Raw genomic sequence first — 18462 nt, forward strand, 5'->3', positions numbered from 1 at the left:
GGTAGTCCACTTAGCGTCACCGGCATGGGGTCGATGATCGTGCGGGTGGCGGGCTGGAGCGCAGGTCACCCGTGGCGCGCGCTCGCGCTGTGGTTGGTGTTCGTGGCGGCGTGTGTCGCGGCGGGCGGGGTGTCCGGGACCAGGCAGGCGGTGGCCGCCGACTTTCAGGTCGGGGAGGCCGGGCGGGCGTCGGCGATCGCGGCCGCCGGCGGTGTGGCCATGCCCCGGGTGGAGCGGGTGTTGATCAGGCCGGCCGGGGAGGGGGAGCTCGGCGCGGCGCGGGCGGCCGCCGAGGACGTGGCCGGGCGGATGCGCGGGCTGCCCGAGGTCGCGGTCGTGGACGCGCCGGCGGTCTCGGCGGACCGGACGGCGTTGCTGGTGTCGGTCACCCTGCGCGGCGACGAGCGGGCGGCGCGGGCGGCGCTGCCCACCGTGCTCGCCCAGACCGAGGCGGCGCGGGCGTCCCACCCGGGCGCGCGCATCGAGCAGGCCGGGGACGCGTCCGTCAGCCATGGAGTGGAGACGCAGGTCGGACGGGACGTGCTGCGCGCGGAGGCGATCACGCTGCCGATCACCGTGATCGTCCTGGTGCTGTTCTTCGGGTCCGTGCTCGCGGCCGCCGTGCCGGTGCTGCTGGCGCTGTCCTCGGTGGCCGCGGCCGTGGGCCTGTACGCGCTGGCCTCGTACCTGCTCCCGGACGCGGGCGGCGTCGTGACCAGCGTCATCCTGATGATGGGCCTCGCGGTCGGGATCGACTACTCGCTGTTCTACCTCGGCCGGGTCCGGGAGGAGCGGGCGGCGGCCGGTGGCGCGCTCGACCACCGGGCGGCGGTGCGGGCGGCCGCGGCCACGTCCGGGCGGGCCATCGCGGTCTCCGGCGGCGCGGTGGTGGTCTCGGTCGCCGGGCTGTACCTGGCCGACGACGTGATCTTCTCGTCCATCGCCACCGGGACGATCATCGTGGTGGCGGCCGCCGTGGTCAGCTCGCTGACCGCGCTGCCGGCGCTGCTGGCCACGCTGGGCCCGCGCATCGACTCGTCCCGGCTGGCGTTCCTGGCACGGCGGGGTCTTCGGCGGGAGGGACGCGGGCGGTCGCGGTTGCTGGCCGCGGCGCTGGGCCGGCCGGTGCTCACGCTGGTGCTGAGCACCGCCGCGCTGGCCGGGCTGGCGGCGCCGGTGCTGGCCGCCGAGCTGCGCGCCGAGGGCATCGAGACGTTCCCGCGCGCGATCCCGGCGGTCGCGTCCTACCGGGAGGTGATCGCCCGCTTCCCCGGCCAGGCCGGGCACCACCTCGTCGCCGTCCGTACCACCGACCCGGGTGGCCCGGCCGCCGCGCTCACCGACCTGGCACGGCGGGCGTCGGCGGACCCGGCGGTCGGCGTGGCCGGGCCGGCGACCACCGCGGTGTCCGCGCGCGGCGACATGGCCGTGTTGCGGCTGCCGATCCGGCACCTGGCCAACTCCGAGGCCGGCGAGCAGTCCCTGCGTCGGCTGCGGACCGACCTGGCGCCGGCCGCGCTCGGCGGCCTGAACGGGGTGGACTACGCGGTGGGCGGCACGGTGGCGGCGAACCTCGACTACGTCGAGCACGAGCTGCGCCGGCTGGCCTGGGTGTTCGGGTTCGGGCTGCTGCTGACCACCGTGGTGATGGCGGCCGCGTTCCGGTCGGTGCTGGTCGGCGTGGTGTCCAGCGTGCTCAACGTGCTGTCCGCCTCGGCCGCCGTCGGTGCGCTGGTGCTGGCCGTCCAGCTCGGCGGGCTGGGCACCGCCGGGGTGGTGACCGCCCGCATCCCGCTGTTCGTGTTCGCGGTCCTGATCGGGCTGTCCATGGACTACCACGTGTTCGTGGTCAGCCGGATCAGGGAGGCCGCGCTGCACGGGCTGCCGGCCGCCGACGCCGTGCGCGCCGGCGTGCGAGCGTCGGCGCGGGTGGTCACCGGCGCGGCGGTGATCATGGTGTCGGTGTTCGCGGCGTTCCTGTTCGGACACGTCCTGGAGATGCTCGAACTCGGCTTCAGCCTGGCGTTCGGGGTGCTGCTGGACGCCGTCGTGGTGCGCGTCCTGCTGCTCCCCTCCGTGCTCACCCTGCTCGGCCGCACCCGCTGGTGGCCCTCGTCCTGGACGCCGCGCGCACAGGCCCGTGCACAGACCCGTGAGTGGCCAGGGCCGCTATGACGGCCCTAGCCACTCACGGGTTTGCGGTCGCCGAGCAGCTCGCCGCGCAGTTGGGACGCGTTCGACACCACCAGCATGAGCAGCGTGCCCATCGGCTCCACGTCCAGTCCGGAGGCCGGGAACACGTAGCGCAGCGTGACGTCCCAGCCGCGCTCGGTACGCACCGCGCCGAGGGTGCCGAACAGGCCCTGGCCGGCGCGCTCGGCCAGCCGCAGCGGGATGTCCGAGTCGGCGTCCACGTCCCAGGCGATCACGCAGGTCAGGCTGAGCACCAGCAGTCCCTCGGCCAGCTCGACGCCCTGCAGCGCGCAGGGCACCTCGCCGTGCAGGAAGGACAGCGCGCCGTCGTCGTCCTCCCGGACCTCGTGGAAGCGTTCCAGCGCGTCCTTGGCGGTGGCCAGCATCGTCGCCGTCATGTGGTGGCTCCCGCCTTGTCTGCCTTGTCGATGGCACCGCCGAAGCGGCGGTTGCGGCCGGCGTAGATCTCGCACGCCCGCCAGATGTCCCTGCGGTCGAAGTCGGGGAACAGCGTGTCCAGGAAGACCATCTCCGCGTATGCCGATTGCCAGAGCAGGAAGTTGGAGGTGCGCTGCTCGCCGGAGGAGCGCACGAACAGGTCGACGTCGGGCATGTCCGGCTCGTCCAGGTAGCGGGCGATCATCCGCTCGTCCACCTTGTCCGCCTTGATCCGCCCGTCCGCGACCAGCCGGGCGATCTCCCGCGCCGCGTCAGCGATCTCCGCCCGGCCACCGTAGTTGACGCACATGGTCAGCGTCAGCACGTCGTTGTGCAGCGTCTTGCGCTCGGCGATCTCCAGCTCCTTGATCACGCTGCGCCACAGCCGAGGGCGGCGGCCGGCCCAGCGGACCCGCACCCCCATGGCGTGCATCTCGTCCACCCGGCGCCGGATCACGTCCCGGTTGAACCCCATCAGGAACCGCACCTCGTCCGGGCTGCGCTTCCAGTTCTCGGTGGAGAACGCGTACGCGGACAGCCAGCGCACGCCCAGCTCGATGCAGCCGCGCGCGACGTCCATCAGCGCCGCCTCGCCGCGCCGGTGACCCTCCGTGCGGGGCAGCCCGCGCGCGTTCGCCCACCGCCCGTTGCCGTCCATGACCAGGGCTATGTGCTTCGGCACCAGGTCACGGGGGATGTCCGGCGGCCGCGCGCCGGACGGATGCGGGTCGGGTGGCTGGACGGGCGGCACACCGGCGAGCCTACGACGCCGGGCTCACCCTCGCGCGAGCGGTGGCACGGCGAGGCCGACCGGAACCGTCCGGGCCAATTCTGAGAAAGCCCGGACAATACTGAGAGAATTCTGAGCTTAACGCCGTCCCATTTCTCCCATTGGTGGGCCGAGGATCGCCCGAATTCAGCCCGCCGGCGCCGCGCGTTTGAAGAACAGCCGGTAGCCCGTCGCCTCCATGCTGGTGTTGCCCTCCTGGTAGCCATCGACGCAGGCGGAGACGAGCTCCCAGCCCTCGGCCGCTTGAAGATCAAGAATCTCCTCCCAGCCGGAGATGTCCCCGCGCGGGGTCGACATGACCCACAGGTAGTCTCGTTGCCTGTTGTCGTAGCTGCGCCAGACGGCGATCGTCTGGAATTGCCAGCTCATGACTCGGGAACTCCTTCGAGAATGCGCTGTCGGATTGTTATCCACGGGTGGCATGGAGGGTAATCGCGGTGGCTACCGGCAGTAGCACGTTGGTGGAGGTCGACAGCGACGGCGGGCTGGTGCTCGGCACGCTGGCCGGGGACCGCGCCAGCTTCGCCGCGCTGTACGACAGGTTCGGCGCCGGGGTCTACGACCTGCACCTGGCCCTGCTGGACGACCCGGATCGGGCCGCCGAGGCCACCCGCCAGACGTTCCGGCGGGCCGTCGCGGGCCTCAACCACCTCGGCGACCCGTCCGAGCTGCGGCCCTGGTTGTACGGCGTGGCCTATCGGCAGCGCACGACGGAGGAGCACGGAGGCGACGGAGACGACGACACCCGCGATGAGGATGAGGAGGACGACGTCCCGAGGGCGGCGCTGGCGCGGGCGGTGGGCGAGCTGGGCCGGCTGGATCGCGCGCTGCTGACCCTGCACCTGCGGCACGGGCTGGACGCGACGGAAGTGGGCCGGATCGTGGGCCTGCCGGCCAGGCGGGCGGCGGGCCGGTTGCGCACGCTGGGCACCCGCCTGGCCCCGAAGCTGGAGCCGCTGCTCCGGGCCCGGCTCGCGGCCGACCACCCGGAGCCGCTGCGCGCCGCCGTACCGCTGGCCGTCCCGCCGCGCTCGCTGCGGACCCGGGTGCTGCGCGAGACCGCACTGATGAGCGCGCACGAGGGCCTGCCCCGACCCCGGACGCGGGCGGCCTGGACGTGGACGGTGGCCTGCGTGCTCGTCGTGGTCACCGGGACGGCGCTGTTCGTCCAGCGGAACATGGAGCGCAAGCCGATGGTCGCGGTGACCTTCGGCCCGTCGTTCGAGCTCACGCTGTCCACCACCGTGATCGACCTCGGCGCCGCCGAGTCCACCGCCACGGTCACCCTGTCGAACACCGGCGCCACCCCCTCGGCGTGGCGGGCCGTCCCGGCGGATCCCTGGCTGAAGGTGACCCCGGCGTCCGGCGTGCTGGCCGGGAACACGACCCAGGAGCTGACGGTGGTGGCCGACCGGGGCGCCGTCCCGCACGAGGGCGACGCCCGCACCCGGCTCGGGGTCGGCACCGCCGACGGCCAGGGACAGGTCGACGTCACCGTGGCGCTGCGCCAGGAGCGGCCACCGGTGATCACCAACGCGGGCGCGAGCGCCACCCGCATCGGCGGCTACGGCTGCCCGACGGTGTCGGTGATCACCGCCACCGTGCGCGACGAGTCGCCTCCGGTCCGGGTCGTGCTGGTCGGCCCCGGCCAGCGCTCCCAGCCGATGCAGGCCAACGGCGACACCTACACCGGGCGGCTCGGGTCCGGCTCCGGCGCGAACATCGTCTGGCAGGTCACCGCCACCGACTCCCGAGGCAACACCGCCACCGGCCCGCCCAGGGTCATCACCTACGGCGACTGCGCGGCGCGCCCCACGCCCACGCAGTCCCCCAGCCAACCCCCGTCGAGCGCCCCGCCGTCCTCGGAGGAGACACCGAACCCGGACGACGAGCGGCCCCCCGCCGGCCAGCGCACCCCCACGAACGACGACAACGGCGGCGGGCGAGACGACGACCCACCGAACCAGGGCGACGACGGGCCGTCCTGATCGCGTCGAGTTGCCCGTGCGTCACCAGGTGTTAGCGTGGTGGCAGCACGTGGTTGCGCCTAGGGTTCCGCCGGTCGCCCGCTCGCACACCGATCGACAATCAGGGTGGCCGGGGCTGGACCGAGCGGCGCCAGGACGGCCCGGCAACCCAGCCGGCCCCGCCCACACCTGACGGGACAAAAGCCCTGAGGGCTCCTCATTCGGCACGCCCGGATTTCCGGGACCGACCCCAGGAGCCTCCTTGACGGTGTTGAGCGCGTGGTCCGGCCACTCCCCCGCCCAGTCCATCGGCCCCGCGATCGTGTTCGCCGTGCTGGCCGCCGCGCTGCTGCACGCGATCTGGAACTCGCTGGCCCACGGCGTACCCGACCGGCTGGTCGGGTTCGGGCTGATCGGCGTGGTGGACGTGGTCGGCGGCGGCGCGCTCGTCGCGTTCGCCGGCCTGCCGCCGGCCGGGGCGTGGCCGTACATCCTGGGCTCCGCGCTCACCCACGCGATCTACAACGCGCTGCTCATGACCAGCTACCGGCTCGGCGAGTTCAGCCAGATGTACCCGCTGGCCAGGGGCACCTCGCCGTGGGTGGTCGCGGTGGTCTCGGTGGTGGTGCTCGGCAAGGCGCTGCCCGGCAGCGAGCTGGCCGGGGTGCTCGCGGTGTCCGCCGGGCTGCTCGGGCTGGTGCTGGCCGGCGGGATCCCGGGCCGCAAGCACCTGCCCGCGCTGGCGGCGGCCGGCGCGACCGGGCTGATGATCGCCACCTACACGGTGATCGACGGGGTGGGCGTCGGGCTGTCCCCGCTGCTGTCCTACACCGGCTGGATGTTCATGCTGCAGGGCGTTCCGTACGTGATCGTGGTGCCGCTGGTGCGCGGCCGGCGCCTGCTCGGCGCGGTGCGCAGGTGCGCGCTCCCCGGCATCGCGGGCGGCACGATCTCGCTGCTGGCCTACGGGATCGTGCTCTGGGCGCAGACCAGCGGGGCGCTCGCGCCGATCGCCGCGCTGCGCGAGAGCAGCATCGTGTTCGGCACCCTGATCGGCACGTTCTTCCTCGGCGAACGGCTGGGCCCGCGCCGCGCCGTGGCCGCCACCGTGGTGCTCGCCGGCGTGCTGTTGATCAGCTTGCCGTAGCGGGGCGACGGGGTCAGCGGCGTTCGACCAGGGGCAGGGAGCGGAGCTGGCGTTCCAGGTGCCACTGGAGGTGGGCGGCGACCAGGCCGCTGGTGTCGCGGCGGACCGGGGCGGTGGCCGCGTCCGCGATCGGCCAGTCGCCGTGCAGCAGGGCGTCCAGGAGCTGGAACGTCTCCGGTGACGGGGTGACCGAGCCGGCCGGGCGGCAGCGTCCGCACACCGCCCCGCCGGCCGCGACGTTGTACGCCCGGTGCGGCCCGGGCTCGGCGCACCGGGCACACTCCGCGATCGCCGGCGCCCATCCCGCGTACCCCATGGCGCGCAGCAGGAACGCGTCGAGCACCAGGTGCGCGTCCCGCTCCCGCCCGGCCAGCGCCCGCAGCGCGCCCACCAGCAGCAGGTACAGCCGCAGCGCCGGTTCGCCCTCCTCGGCGGCCAGCCGGTCGGTGGTCTCCAGCACCGCGCACCCGGTGGTGTACCGGGCGTAGTCGCCGACCAGGCCGGCGCCGAAGGCGTCCACCGTCTGCGCCTGGGTCACGATGTCCAGGCTGCGGCCGGTGTAGCACTGCACGTCGACGTGGTTGAACGGCTCCAGCCGGGCGCCCCAGCGCGAACGGGTCCGCCGCACGCCCTTGGCGACCGCGCGCACCTTGCCGTGCCGGCGGGTCAGCAGCGTGGTGATCCGGTCCGCCTCGCCGAGCTTCTGCACCCGCAGCACCACGCCGGTGTCACGCCACAGGGTCACCCGCCAAGCCTACGGCCGGGGTCAGGCGTGTGGAGCGTGACCGGCCGCGAGTTGGCGGGTGTGTTCGACCAGCGCGGGGTAGTCGGTGGCGATGCCGCGCAGCAGCGCCTCCACCGCGCGCTCCACCTCGTCCTCGCTGGTCGGCGCGTGGCCGAACAGCGCGCGGTAGTGCACCAGCGAGCCAAGCATGTCCAACACCAGGTCGCGGTCCAGGTCCGCGCGCAGGTCACCGCGCGCCACGGCCCGGTCCAGCATGGCGGCCACGGCGGCGCGCGGCGGGTCGAACAGCGTGGTCATGAACGCGCCGTGCAGGCCGGAGTCGGTCGCGCACTCGGCCAGCAGCGGGCCGATCACCTCCGGGCGGATCCGCCGGAACGCGGCGACGAAGACGTTGATCCCCTCGTTCAGGTCGCACAGCGTGCAGCCGGTGTCCGGGGTGCTCACGTCGCCGAGGTGCGCCCCGAGCGCGGCCAGCACCAGGTGCTGGCGGTTGGTCCAGCGCCGGTAGATCGCCGGCTTCGTGGTGTGCGCGCGCCGGGCCACCTCCTCCAGGGTCAGCCGCGCGTAGCCGGACTCCTCGAGCACGGCACAGGTGGCGTCCAGCACCGAGGAGTCGATCCGCTGGTCGCGCGGCCGGCCGGCGCGGGCCGGGCGGGCGGTGGCGGGCTCACCGTCGAACGACATGACACCAGCGTACCTTTCTGTTACGTTCCGACACGTAATCTTGTGAAGGATGCCGGAGAAGGATCTCGGAGGGAGCCGTCGATGGACCCCACACCCGTGACGGTGCTCGGGCTCGGCACCATGGGCACGGCCCTGGCCGGCGCGCTGCTCGACGGCGGGCACCCGACGACCGTCTGGAACCGCTCGGCGGGCAGGGCGGACGCGCTGGTCGCCAGGGGCGCGGCGGCCGCTGGCCTCGCCGAGGCCGTCGAGGCCAGCGAGGTGGTGGTGCTCTGCGTCTCGGGCTACCCGGCGGTGCGCGAGATCCTGGACGCCCTGGGCAACGCGCTCTCCGACCGGCTGCTGGTCAACCTGACCACCGGCACCCCGGAGCAGGCCCGCGACCTGGCCCGCTGGGCCGAGTGGCATCGGGCCCGCTACCTCGACGGGGTCGTCCAGGCGTTCCCCCACCAGGTCGGCACGCCCGAGGCGCTGCTGCTCTACGGCGGCGAGCGGGCGGTGTTCGAGGAGCACGAGGCGACCCTGAGGCGGTTCGGCACCGCCACCCACCTGGGCGCCGACCCCGGACTGGCCTGCCTGTACGACCTGGCCATGCTCGGGCTCTGGTACGAGGCCCAGCTCGGGTACCTGCGCGCACTGGCGCTGGTCACCTCGGCCGGGCTGGACCCGGAGGCGTTCGCCCCGTTCGCGGCCCGCCAGCTCGACTACGTGCGCGGCGCGGCCGCCGAGGTGGCCGGCGAGGTGCGCGACCGCCGGTATCCGCCGGGGCCGGCGCCGCTGGCCGAGCACGCCAGGGTGCTGGCCGACCTCGTCGAGATGCGGCGCGGGCTCGGCCTGGAGACGGAGTCCGACGAGCGGCTCGCCCGGCTGGTCGACGCCCGGATCGCCCTGGCCGGCGGCGCCGAAGGCCTGACCGGCCTGATCGAGTCCCTTGGTACCATGGTGGATGACTCCGTCTACCATGGAGGAAAGCGTGAGCCTCAACATCAAGAGCGATGAGACGCAGCGGCTCACCCATGAGCTGGCCCGGCTGACCGGCGAGAGCCTGACCGCGGCGGTGACCACGGCGGTCCGGGAGCGGCTGGAGCGGCTGCGGGCCGAGCCGGCCCAGGTCCGCGCGCGGGCCGACGGGCTGTTGGCGATCGGCCGGGAGGCCGCGTCCCGGCTGCCCGCGCGGACCCGCGAGGTCGACCACGGCGAGCTGCTCTACGACGAACGCGGGCTCCCCCGTTGATCGTCGACACGTCCGCGCTGGTCGCGATACTCCGCGACGAGCCGGACGCCGAGTCGTTCGCGCTCGCGCTGGCCGCCGCCCGCACCCCCCGGATGTCGGTGGCGAACTACCTGGAGGCCGCCGTCGTGATCGACTCCGCCCGCGACCCGGTGGCCAGCCGCCAGGTCGACAAGCTGGTCACCAGGGCGCGCGTGGCGCTCGAACCGGTGACGGCCGAGCAGGCACGGGTGGCCCGCGCGGCGTACCGGGACTTCGGCAGGGGCAGCGGCCACCCGGCCAGGCTCAACTTCGGCGACTGCTTCGCCTATGCGCTGGCCCGCTGCGTGGACGAGCCGCTGCTGTTCAAGGGTGACGACTTCGAGCACACCGACGTCGAGCCCGCGCCCCGCCCCTAGAGCGTGTCCCGTGGATCTATGCCGAGCGAGCGGTGATCCAGATTGTGGCTCGCAAGGCCGAGGAGCCGCCGATACCGCTGTTGTATCGGCGGCGACGAGAACGCCGCGAGGCGCGATCTGGGCGCCGCGCAGCCGGCTGAATGATCCACGGGACACGCCCTAGTTCCGGGCGGCGTTCGGGTAGGGCAGCAGGGCCATCTCGCGGGCGGTGCGGATCGCGGCCGCGACCTGGCGCTGCTGGCGCGGGCTCAGGCCGGTGACGCGGCGGGAGCGGATCTTGCCCCGGTCCGAGATGAAGGTGCGCAGCAGCGCGGTGTCCTTCCAGTCGACGGCGTCGAGCCGGCGGGCGCGAAGCGGGTTCGGCTTGCGCTTGCGGGGGTTCGCGGCCGCCGGGGTGCGCGCCATCAGCGCTCCTCGCGGAACTCGACGTGCCGGCGCAGCACCGGGTCGTACTTGCGCAGCCGCAGCCGGTCCGGATCGTTCCGGCGGTTCTTGCGCGTCACGTACGTGAACCCCGTACCCCCCGTCGAACGCAACTTGACCAGCGGCCTCAACTCCGACCTCGCCACACTCTCACTCCTCTCTTGATAACGACATCCGTTTTCATCTAACGAGAGAGTAGCACCGCAGGAAACCTCCGTGCCCCGGATCCGGGGATGCCGTTAACGTCCGGGCGTGACGTCCGAGTTCGTGCCGGGGTTGCGGTTGGCGCGCGGGTACCACGGCGAGGTGGTCCGGCCGCTGTTGGAGCGGTGTTTCCCCGGGCTGCGCCACACGGCGGCGCTGATCGGGCCGGGTTCGGAGGTCCTCGGGTTCGACGGCGAGCGGTCCACCGACCACGACTGGGGAGCGCGCCTGCAGATCTTCCTGACCGACGAGGACGCGCGCCGCGCCGGCGAGGTCGACGCGATGCTCACCCGGCGGCTCCCGGCGAGCTGGCGCGGGCATCCGACGGCGTTCGCCCGCACCCGCGACCCTCGGGTCCGACACCGGGTGGAGTGCACGACCCTGGGCGCCTACCTCGGCGACCAGCTCGGCTTCGACCCGCGCGCGGGCGTCACGACGGCCGACTGGCTGGCGACGCCGACCCAGCGGCTGGCCGAGGTCACCGGCGGCGCGGTGTTCCACGACGGGCCGGGCGAGCTCACCGCCGCGCGTGCCGCGCTGGCCTGGTACCCGGAGGACGTGTGGCGCTACGTGCTGGCCTGCCAGTGGCAGCGGATCGCCGAGGAGGAGGCGTTCCCCGGGCGGTGCGCGGAGGCCGGCGACCCGCTCGGGTCGGGCGTGGTGGCCGCCCGCCTGGTCCGCGACCTGATGCGGCTGTGCCTGTTGATGCGCCGGCGCTACCCGCCGTACAGCAAGTGGCTGGGCACCGCGTTCGCCCGGCTGCCCCCGCCGGACGGGCTGCCCGCCGACCTTGCCGGCGCGCTGACCGCGCCCGACTGGCCCACCCGGGAGAAGCACCTGGTCGCGGCGTACGGCGCCGTCGCGCGCGAGCACAACGGGCTCGGCCTCACCGAACCGCTCGACCCCGCCACCAGACGGTTCCACGACCGGCCCTACCAGGTGCTCGACGCCGAGCGGTTCGGCGCGGCGCTGCGGGCGGGCATCGAGAACCCCGAGCTGCGCCGGCGGCCGCCGACCGGGGCCATCGACCAGTTCGCGGACAACACGACGGCGCTGGCCGACCCCCGGCTCTCCAGGCCGCTCGGCACGGCATGGCGGCGCTCAGCGACCCCCGCGCGCGGCCTGCCCGAGCCGGGCGCGGACGGCGACTCCGGCGCAGGCGATCACCGCGATGCCGCCGAGGACTGTCGGCCAGCTCAGCCGTTCCCCCAGTAGCAGCGCGGCCCAGCCGATGGTCATCACGGGCTGCACCAACTGCACCTGGCTGACCCGCGCCATCGGCCCGATCGCGAGCCCCCGGTACCAGGCGAAGAAGCCGAGGAACATGCTCACCACCGCCAGGTAGCCGAACGCCGCCCACTCGACAGGACCGCCGCTCGGGGCGCGCTCGGCCACCGACACCCAGCTCAGGGCGATCATCAACGGCGCGGAGAGGACCAACGCCCAGGACACGGTCTGCCAGGCGCCGAGCTCGCGGGCCAGCAGCCCGCCTTCCGCGTACCCGATCGCGGCCGCGACGACAGCGCCGAACAGCAGCAGGTCCGGCCACTCCAGCCCGCCGAGCCCGCCGCCCTGCAACGCGGCGAACACGACGGCCGCGGCCGCGCCCACGCCCGCCATGACCCAGAACGACGCCGGCGGCCGCTCGCGCCCGCGCAGCACGGCCATCACGGCGGTCGCGGCCGGCAGCAGCGCGATCACGACGGCGCCGTGGCTGGCCGCCGCCGTGGTGAGCGCGAACGACGTCAGCACGGGGAACCCCACGACCACGCCGCCCGCGACGACGGCCAGCCGGGCCCACTGGACGCCGGCGGGCAGGCGCTGCTTCGTCACGGCCAGCGCCGCGGCGGCCAGCAGCGCCGCGATGACCGCCCGCCCGCACCCGACGAACAGCGGCGACATCGCGCCGTCCGCCACCGCGACCCGGGTGAACGGCACGGTGAAGGAGAACGCCGCGACCCCGACCAACCCCCACCAGAGGCCGGCCCGCGAGGCGGATAGCACCGACGGTTTCGTGAGAGTAGCGCTATCGTCATACTTCATGTCCGACGATAGCAGCCCTGAGAGGATCGCCGCCGAGCTGCGACGGTGGATCGCTGAGGCCGCACCCGGCGCGAAGCTGCCGTCGACCCGCTCGCTGGTCGCCAGGCACGGGGCGAGCCCGGTCACCGTGCAGAAGGCCCTGCACGGCCTGGCCGCGCAGGGCCTGGTCGAGACCCGCCCGGGCGTGGGCACCTTCGTGCGCGCCGTCCGGGTCGCCCGTCCGAACGACTACGGCTGGCAGACCGCCGCGCTCGGCTCCCCCAACCACCGGATCCCGGACCTGCCGGCCTCCCTGCAGTCCGTCCCGAACGACGTGGTCGCGCTGCACTCCGGCTACCCCGACCGGGAGCTGTTGCCCCGGCGCCTGGTCCGCGCCGCGTTCACCCGCGCCGCCCGCACCGACGCCCTGATCACCAGGCCACCCACCGCGGGCCTCCCAGACCTGCAGTCCTGGTTCGCGGCCGAGCTGGCGTCCGTGACACCGACCGGCATCACCCCAGCCGCCCCCAGCGACGTCGTGATCATCCCCGGCAGCCAGTGCGGGCTGGTCACCGCGTTCCGCTCGCTGGTCGGGGCGGGCCGGCCGCTGCTCATGGAGTCGCCGACGTACTGGGGCGCGATCCTGGCCGCCGCCCAGGTCGGCGTGACTGTCGTCCCGGTCCCCAGCGGCTGCGACGGCCCCGACCCCGACGCGGTCGCGCGCGCCTTCGAACGGTCCGGGGCGCGCGCGTTCTACGCCCAGCCGAGCTTCGCCAGCCCGACCGGGGCGCTGTGGACGCCCGCGCTGGCCGATCGGGTGCTGGACACCGTCCGGCGCCACGGCGCGTTCCTCATCGAGGACGACTCCGCGTACGACTTCGGGATGACCGCCGACCCGCGCCCGGTCGCCGCCCGCGACGACGGCGGGCACGTCGTCTACATCCGCTCGCTGTCCAAGAGCGTCTCCCCCTCGGTCCGGGTCGCCGGCCTGGTCGCGCGCGGGCCGGCGCGCACCCGGATCCTCGCCGACACCCAGGCGGACTCGATGTACGTCAGCGGCGTGCTCCAGGCGGTCGCGCTCGACATCGTCGCCCAGCCCGCCTGGCTGACCCACCTGCGCCGGCTGCGCCACGAGCTCACCACCCGCCGCGACCTGCTGGTCCAGAGCCTGCGCGAGCACGCGCCCGACGCACGGCTCGACGCCGTACCGAAGGGCGGGCTGAACCTCTGGGCCCGCCTGCCCGACGCCATCGACCTCGACCGGGTCATCCAGGACTGCGCCTCGGCGGGCGTCGTCCTCGGCACCGGGAACGAGTGGTTCCCCGCCGAACCGACCGGGCGCTTCCTCCGGCTCAACTACGCGGGCCCCAACCCCGGCGCCTTCCCCGACGCGGCCCGCGTCCTCGGCCAAGCGCTCGCCCGCCAGTTCTAGAACCCCTTTCTTCAACGGGGTCAGCGATGTCACCATGGTTCCCATACATGGCACCTGTTCACATTCGTGAACGCACACAACGAAGTGTCGTCCTCTTTCGGAGGTCACCGTGTACGTCCAGAACCTGAACCCGACCGGTTCGCTCACCCTCTCCGCCCTGCTCGCGTCCTTACCCCTGCTGGCCCTGCTGATCGCGCTCGGCGGTCTGAAATGGCGGGCGCACTGGGCGGGCGCCGCGGCCCTGGTGATCTCGATCGTGATCGCGCTCGGGGTGTACAAGATGCCGGTCGGGCAGGCGCTGGACGCCGGGGTGTTCGGCGCCGCGCTGAGCGTGCTGGCCATTCTCTGGATCACGTTCAACGCCATCTGGATCTACAACCTGACCGTCAAGACGGGCCATTTCGCGGTGCTGCGCCGGTCGTTCACCGCGATCAGCGACGACCGGCGGATCCAGTCGATCGTCATCGCGTTCTCGTTCGGCGCGCTGTTGGAGGCGCTGGCCGGGGGCGGTTCGCCGATCGCCATCTGCGCGGTGATGCTCATCGCGATCGGGTTCGGCCCGCTCAAGGCGGCCGCCGTCGCGCTGGTGGCCAACACCGCGCCGGTCGCGTACGGCGGGCTGGGCAACCCGGTCACCATCCTCGGGCAGGTCACCGAGCTGCCGCCGGAGACGCTGGGCGCGATGGCCGGCCGGCAGGTGTCCGTGCTCGCGGTGTTCGTCCCGTTCGTGCTGGTCGGGATCGTGGACGGGCGGCGTGGGCTGCGCGAGGTGTGGCCGGCCGCGCTGACCTGCGGGCTGTCCTTCGCGCTCGCGCAGTTCGCCTTCTCGAACTTCGTCAACTACAAGCTCTGTGACATCTTCGCCGCGCTGGTGTCGGCCGGTGCCGTGGTCGCGCTGAACAGGTTCTGGCGCCGCGACGGCGTCCCCAACCGGCCGGTGACCGCGGGCGGGGCCGTCGACGACGACGCGTTCACCCGGCGGGTGGGCACGCCGGCCGGCGACTCGCGCGCGGACGTGGCCAAGGCGTTCGCCCCGTACGGGGTGGTCGTGCTGCTGTTCTCGCTGGCCCAGCTGCCCGGCATCAGCCGCGCGCTGGAGGCGCCGACCGTCACGTTCAACTGGCCGGGGCTGCACATCACGTCCCAGGCCGGCAAGGCGGTGTCGGTGGCGTACAAGCTGAACTGGCTGTCCGCGACCGGGACGCTGCTGTTCCTGTCCGGGGTGGTCACCGCGCTGGTGCTCGGAATCAAGCCGACGGTCGCCGCCAGGACGTACTGGGAGACGCTGCGCCAGTTCGGCTGGGCGATCGTGACGATCCTGCTGGTGTTCGCGCTGTCCTACGAGATGAACCTGTCCGGCCAGATCTCCACGCTCGGGCTGTGGCTGGCCCAGTCCGGCGCGTTGTTCGCGTTCCTCTCGCCGGTGGTCGGCTGGTTCGGGGTGGCGGTCACGGGTACGGACGCCGGCTCCAACGCGCTGTTCGGAAAGCTCCAGACCACCGCGGCCGAGCAGCTGCACGCCAGCCCGATCCTGTTCGGCGCGGCGAACACGTCAGGCGGCGTGGTGGCCAAGATGATCTCCCCGCAGAACCTGGCGATCGGCACCGCCGCGGTCGGCGAGGTCGGCTCCGAGGGCGTTTTGTTCCGCCGGGTGTTCGGCTGGAGCGTCCTGTTCCTGCTCGGCGTGTGCGTGCTGGTGTTCCTGCAGTCCACGCCGGTGCTGGGCTGGATGCGGGTGGGCGGCTGACCCTGTGGACAACCCGTGAGTGGCTAGGGCCGTCATAGCGGCCCTAGCCACTCACGGGTTTGGCCACGGGCGGCTCAGCGCGGGGACGAGAGGATCTTCACGACCAGGGTCTCGGTGAGACCGAGGCGGGGTGTGTTGGCGCGAGCGCGTTCGACGATCTGGCGCGGGCTCAGGCCCATCTCGTGGTAGAGCCGAACGACCCGCGCCTGCTGCGGCGTCCAGGCCGGCCTTGTCGGCCTTGCCGGGCGTGGACGAGTCCGGGGCTCGGGCGGGTGCCTCGGCGCGGGCGGGACGACGGGTCGACAGCTGTCGATCCCGAGGCCGGCGTTCTTCTTCCCGAACTCGCCCGACTCGCCGCGCCGGGTGATCTCCGCCTGGTCGGCGACCAGGTACACGTCCGCGCTCTTGTTGACCCCGATCGCGGTCACCGTCAGGCCACGGTGCCGCGCGGCCTGACACTCCTTCTTGGTGCAGTACTCGAACCCCAGCTCCGCGCGCTCGGCCAGCAGTTCGTCGCCGCACTCGATGCACTTCACGCTCGTCGTGACGCTCCTTCCGGCTACCTTTTCAGGTTACCGGCGCGCCGGCCGCCCACAGGGCATGATTCCGGGCATGGAGCTGGTGACGATCGAGGACATCCGCGCGGCCGCGAAGCTGATCGGCGACGCCGTGCTGCGCACCCCGCTGGTGGCGTGCCCGTGGACGGACCCGAGCCGGCCGCTGTCGCTCAAGCCGGAGAACCTGCAGGCCATCGGGGCGTTCAAGGTACGCGGCGCGCACCACATGCTGGCCCGGCTCACCCCGGACGCGCGCGCCCGAGGCGTGGTGGCCTACTCCAGCGGCAACCACGCCCAGGCCGTCGCCTACGCCGCGCGCGTCGCCGGGATCCCGGCCACCATCGTCATCGACGACACCGCGCCGCCGATCAAGGTGGCGGCCACCGAGGAGCTGGGCGCCGAGGTCCGGCTGGTGCCGCTGACCGAGCGCGCCGCCGTGGCCCGCGAGCTGGCCCGCGAGAGCGGCGCCACCCTGGTCCCCCCGTTCGACCACCCGGACATCATCGCCGGCCAGGGCACCATCGGGCTGGAGATCGCCGAGGACCTGCCCGAGGTGGCCGCCGTGCTGGTGCCGATCAGCGGCGGCGGGCTGGCCTCCGGGATCGGCGTCGCGGTCAAGGCGCTGTGCCCGAACGCGGCGGTGTTCGGCGTCGAGCCCGAGCTGGCGGCGGACACCCGCGACAGCTTCGCCGCCGGCGAGCTGGTCCACTGGCCCGCCGAGCAGCGCGTACGCACCAGCGCCGACGGCCTGCGCGCCGAGCCCTCCGAGCTGACCTTCGCGCACCTGCGATCGGTGCTGGACGGCGTGCTCACCGTGTCGGAGGACGAGATCCGCTCGACGATCGGCCTGCTGGCGCGCCGGGCCAGGCTGGTCGCTGAGCCGTCCGGCGCCGTAGCCCCCGCCGCCTACCTGCACCGCGCCGACCAACTGCCCGCCGGCCCGACCGTCGCCGTGGTCTCCGGCGGCAACATCGACCCCGCCCTGCTCGCCGAGGCCGTCCAGGCCTGACCGCCGCGCTCGGGCGTCACCGCGGCCGCCGCTGACCCTTGACGAACAGCACTGTGACGGCGTTCACTGGCTGTGGTTAGTCCACAGTCCAATCCCACGCCGGGACTCACACCGAGAAGGCCGCGCCGATGGCAACGACGCCCGTTCGGCGGCCGGGCTCGCTGGCCCGTGTCGCGTTCGCCTCCGGGATCGGCTCCGCCCTGGAGTGGTACGACTTCTTCATCTACGGCAACGCCGCCGCCGTCGTGTTCAACAAGCTGTTCTTCCCGGATCTCGAGCCTGCGGTCGGCACCCTCGTCGCGTTCGCCAGCTTCGGCGTCGGGTTCTTCGTCCGGCCGCTGGGCGGGCTGTTCTTCGGGCACTTCGGCGACCGGATCGGCAGGAAGAACGTGCTGGTCACCACCCTGCTGCTGGTGGGAGGGGCCACGTTCCTGATCGGGTGCGTGCCGTCCTACGCGAGCATCGGCATCCTGGCGCCGGTCGCGCTGGTGGCGCTGCGGCTGGCGCAGGGGTTCGGGGCGGGCGCGGAGTACGGCGGTGCGGTGATCTACGCGGTCGAGCATGCGCCGCCGGGGCGACGGGGCTGGTTCGGCAGCTGGTCGCCGATGGGGGTCTCGCTGGGCACTTTGCTGGCGGCCGCGGTGTTCGCCGCCGTCTCGAACATGCCGGAGGAGCAGTTCCTGTCCTGGGGCTGGCGGGTGCCGTTCTGGCTCAGCGCGGTGCTGGTCGGGATCGGGCTGTACCTGCGGCTGCGGCTGTCCGAGTCGCCGGTGTTCGAGCGGGCGCGGCGGCGCAGCGAGGTGCTCAGGGCACCGATCAAGCACGCGCTGACGACCCAGCCGCGCAGCTTCCTGGTGGTGATCGGGGCGCGGTTCGCGGAGAACGGACTGGGCTATCTCTTCCCGACCTGGAGCATCAGCTACCTGTCCGGCCAGCTCGGCTATTCCCGCACCACGGCGCTGCTGGCGGTCACGATCGCCACCTGCGCGCAGCTGGTGATGGTGCCGGTCTGGTCGGTGCTGTCCGACCGGGTGGGCCGCCGGCCCGTGTACGCCGGTGCGGCGATCTTCTGCGCGCTGTTCGCGTTCCCGTACTTCCTGTTGCTGGACACCCGGAGCACGCCGCTGGTGCTGTTCGCGATGGCCGCCGCGGTGGGGATCGGGGTGGCCGGGATGTTCGGGCCACAGGCCGCCTACTTCGCCGAGCTGTTCGGCCCCCGGGTGCGCTACAGCGGGTTCGCGTTCGCCCGCGAGCTGGGGTCGATCCTGGCCGGCGGGCCGGCGCCGTTCCTGGCCAGCCTGCTGCTGGTCTGGGCCGGCGGGGCGCCGTGGGCGGTCGCCGGGTACATGGTGGTGCTGGCCGCCATCACCACGGTGGCCGTGCTGTGCGGCCCGGAGACCTACCGCACGGACATCCTGGCCGAGCCGGGAGCCGAGGCCACACCCGCCACGACCGCGCCGAGGCCACACTGAGCA

At 73.4% G+C, this 18462-nt stretch carries 20 protein-coding genes; 11 read left to right on the forward strand and 9 right to left on the reverse strand.

Annotation, left to right across the window (positions count from 1 at the left end):
- Positions 1-24 precede the first annotated feature (24 nt).
- Positions 25-2175 carry an MMPL family transporter gene (locus tag N912_RS55565; protein WP_037067184.1) on the forward strand — a complete coding sequence of 717 codons (2151 nt, stop codon included), beginning with the start codon at positions 25-27 and terminating at the stop codon, positions 2173-2175.
- 5 nt (positions 2176-2180) lie between these two features.
- On the opposite strand, the gene N912_RS0129840 is transcribed toward N912_RS55565, so the two are convergent.
- The 3 genes from N912_RS0129840 to N912_RS0129850 all read right to left on the reverse strand — a co-directional run bounded on the left by N912_RS0129840 (position 2181) and on the right by N912_RS0129850 (position 3790).
- Complete coding sequence (locus N912_RS0129840) at positions 2181-2591, reverse strand: hypothetical protein (protein WP_028925269.1); 411 nt, start codon at positions 2589-2591, stop codon at positions 2181-2183.
- Positions 2588-3382 (reverse strand): isoprenyl transferase, encoded by a 795-nt coding sequence (locus N912_RS0129845; protein WP_028925270.1) that lies wholly within the window; start codon positions 3380-3382, stop codon positions 2588-2590. Before N912_RS0129845 ends, N912_RS0129840 begins: the two co-directional genes overlap by 4 nt.
- A gap of 165 nt (positions 3383-3547) precedes the next feature.
- Positions 3548-3790 (reverse strand): DUF4177 domain-containing protein, encoded by a 243-nt coding sequence (locus N912_RS0129850; protein ID WP_028925271.1) that lies wholly within the window; start codon positions 3788-3790, stop codon positions 3548-3550.
- 68 nt (positions 3791-3858) lie between these two features.
- Between N912_RS0129850 and N912_RS0129855 the strand changes: the two genes are divergently transcribed.
- Positions 3859-5409 (forward strand): BACON domain-containing protein, encoded by a 1551-nt coding sequence (locus tag N912_RS0129855; RefSeq protein WP_156994134.1) that lies wholly within the window; start codon positions 3859-3861, stop codon positions 5407-5409.
- Positions 5410-5656: 247 nt separating this feature from the next.
- Positions 5657-6535, forward strand: coding sequence for an EamA family transporter (locus N912_RS0129860; RefSeq protein WP_245645507.1), 879 nt, complete (start codon positions 5657-5659; stop codon positions 6533-6535).
- A gap of 13 nt (positions 6536-6548) precedes the next feature.
- On the opposite strand, the gene recO is transcribed toward N912_RS0129860, so the two are convergent.
- Complete coding sequence (gene recO, locus N912_RS0129865; RefSeq protein WP_028925274.1) at positions 6549-7280, reverse strand: DNA repair protein RecO; 732 nt, start codon at positions 7278-7280, stop codon at positions 6549-6551.
- Positions 7281-7301: 21 nt separating this feature from the next.
- Positions 7302-7964 carry a TetR/AcrR family transcriptional regulator gene (locus tag N912_RS55570; RefSeq protein WP_037067187.1) on the reverse strand — a complete coding sequence of 221 codons (663 nt, stop codon included), beginning with the start codon at positions 7962-7964 and terminating at the stop codon, positions 7302-7304.
- Between the two features lie 81 nt (positions 7965-8045).
- Between N912_RS55570 and N912_RS55575 the strand changes: the two genes are divergently transcribed.
- Genes N912_RS55575 through N912_RS0129885 form a run of 3 tightly spaced genes read left to right on the forward strand, consistent with a single transcriptional unit; the run spans position 8046 to position 9593 of the window.
- Positions 8046-8963, forward strand: a complete 918-nt coding sequence (locus N912_RS55575) for an NAD(P)-dependent oxidoreductase (protein WP_064745419.1) — start codon at positions 8046-8048, stop codon at positions 8961-8963.
- Entirely contained in the window at positions 8938-9198 is a 261-nt protein-coding gene (locus tag N912_RS0129880) for a type II toxin-antitoxin system VapB family antitoxin (protein ID WP_028925275.1), read from the forward strand. The genes N912_RS55575 and N912_RS0129880 overlap by 26 nt, the downstream gene beginning before the upstream one ends.
- Complete coding sequence (locus N912_RS0129885; RefSeq protein WP_028925276.1) at positions 9195-9593, forward strand: type II toxin-antitoxin system VapC family toxin; 399 nt, start codon at positions 9195-9197, stop codon at positions 9591-9593. Before N912_RS0129880 ends, N912_RS0129885 begins: the two co-directional genes overlap by 4 nt.
- 159 nt (positions 9594-9752) lie before the next feature.
- Here N912_RS0129885 and rpsR read toward each other — a convergent pair whose 3' ends face one another.
- Positions 9753-9998 (reverse strand): 30S ribosomal protein S18, encoded by a 246-nt coding sequence (gene rpsR / locus N912_RS0129890; RefSeq protein ID WP_028925277.1) that lies wholly within the window; start codon positions 9996-9998, stop codon positions 9753-9755.
- Positions 9998-10162, reverse strand: a complete 165-nt coding sequence (gene rpmG / locus N912_RS0129895) for a 50S ribosomal protein L33 (protein ID WP_028925278.1) — start codon at positions 10160-10162, stop codon at positions 9998-10000. Before rpmG ends, rpsR begins: the two co-directional genes overlap by 1 nt.
- A 106-nt stretch (positions 10163-10268) precedes the next feature.
- Between rpmG and N912_RS62465 the strand changes: the two genes are divergently transcribed.
- The gene (locus tag N912_RS62465; RefSeq protein ID WP_169747977.1) at positions 10269-11435 is read left to right on the forward strand and encodes a DUF4037 domain-containing protein; all 1167 of its coding nucleotides are present in this window, start codon (positions 10269-10271) and stop codon (positions 11433-11435) included.
- On the opposite strand, the gene N912_RS0129905 is transcribed toward N912_RS62465, so the two are convergent.
- Positions 11322-12224 carry a DMT family transporter gene (locus tag N912_RS0129905; RefSeq protein WP_028925279.1) on the reverse strand — a complete coding sequence of 301 codons (903 nt, stop codon included), beginning with the start codon at positions 12222-12224 and terminating at the stop codon, positions 11322-11324. The two genes, N912_RS62465 and N912_RS0129905, sit on opposite strands and share 114 nt — an antisense overlap.
- Positions 12225-12261: 37 nt before the next feature.
- On the opposite strand from N912_RS0129905, the gene N912_RS0129910 reads away from it, so the two are divergent.
- A complete protein-coding gene (locus N912_RS0129910) occupies positions 12262-13674 on the forward strand; it encodes an aminotransferase-like domain-containing protein (RefSeq protein ID WP_028925280.1) in 1413 nt (470 codons plus the stop codon).
- Between the two features lie 109 nt (positions 13675-13783).
- Positions 13784-15421, forward strand: coding sequence for an L-lactate permease (locus N912_RS0129915; RefSeq protein WP_028925281.1), 1638 nt, complete (start codon positions 13784-13786; stop codon positions 15419-15421).
- A 74-nt stretch (positions 15422-15495) separates the two neighbouring features.
- Here the strand turns inward: N912_RS0129915 and N912_RS0129920 are convergent, their stop codons facing one another.
- Positions 15496-15957: a hypothetical protein gene (locus N912_RS0129920; protein WP_028925282.1), complete on the reverse strand. Its 462-nt coding sequence runs from the start codon at positions 15955-15957 to the stop codon at positions 15496-15498.
- A 76-nt stretch (positions 15958-16033) separates the two neighbouring features.
- Between N912_RS0129920 and N912_RS0129925 the strand changes: the two genes are divergently transcribed.
- Both N912_RS0129925 and N912_RS55585 read left to right on the forward strand, forming a co-directional pair.
- Positions 16034-16987, forward strand: coding sequence for a threonine ammonia-lyase (locus N912_RS0129925; RefSeq protein WP_028925283.1), 954 nt, complete (start codon positions 16034-16036; stop codon positions 16985-16987).
- Positions 16988-17115: 128 nt separating this feature from the next.
- Positions 17116-18459, forward strand: a complete 1344-nt coding sequence (locus tag N912_RS55585; protein ID WP_037067189.1) for an MFS transporter — start codon at positions 17116-17118, stop codon at positions 18457-18459.
- The last annotated feature ends 3 nt before the right edge of the window (positions 18460-18462 follow it).

This window comes from Actinospineispora acaciae DSM 45401, assembly GCF_000620785.1.
Lineage (GTDB): Bacteria > Actinomycetota > Actinomycetes > Mycobacteriales > Pseudonocardiaceae > Pseudonocardia > Pseudonocardia acaciae.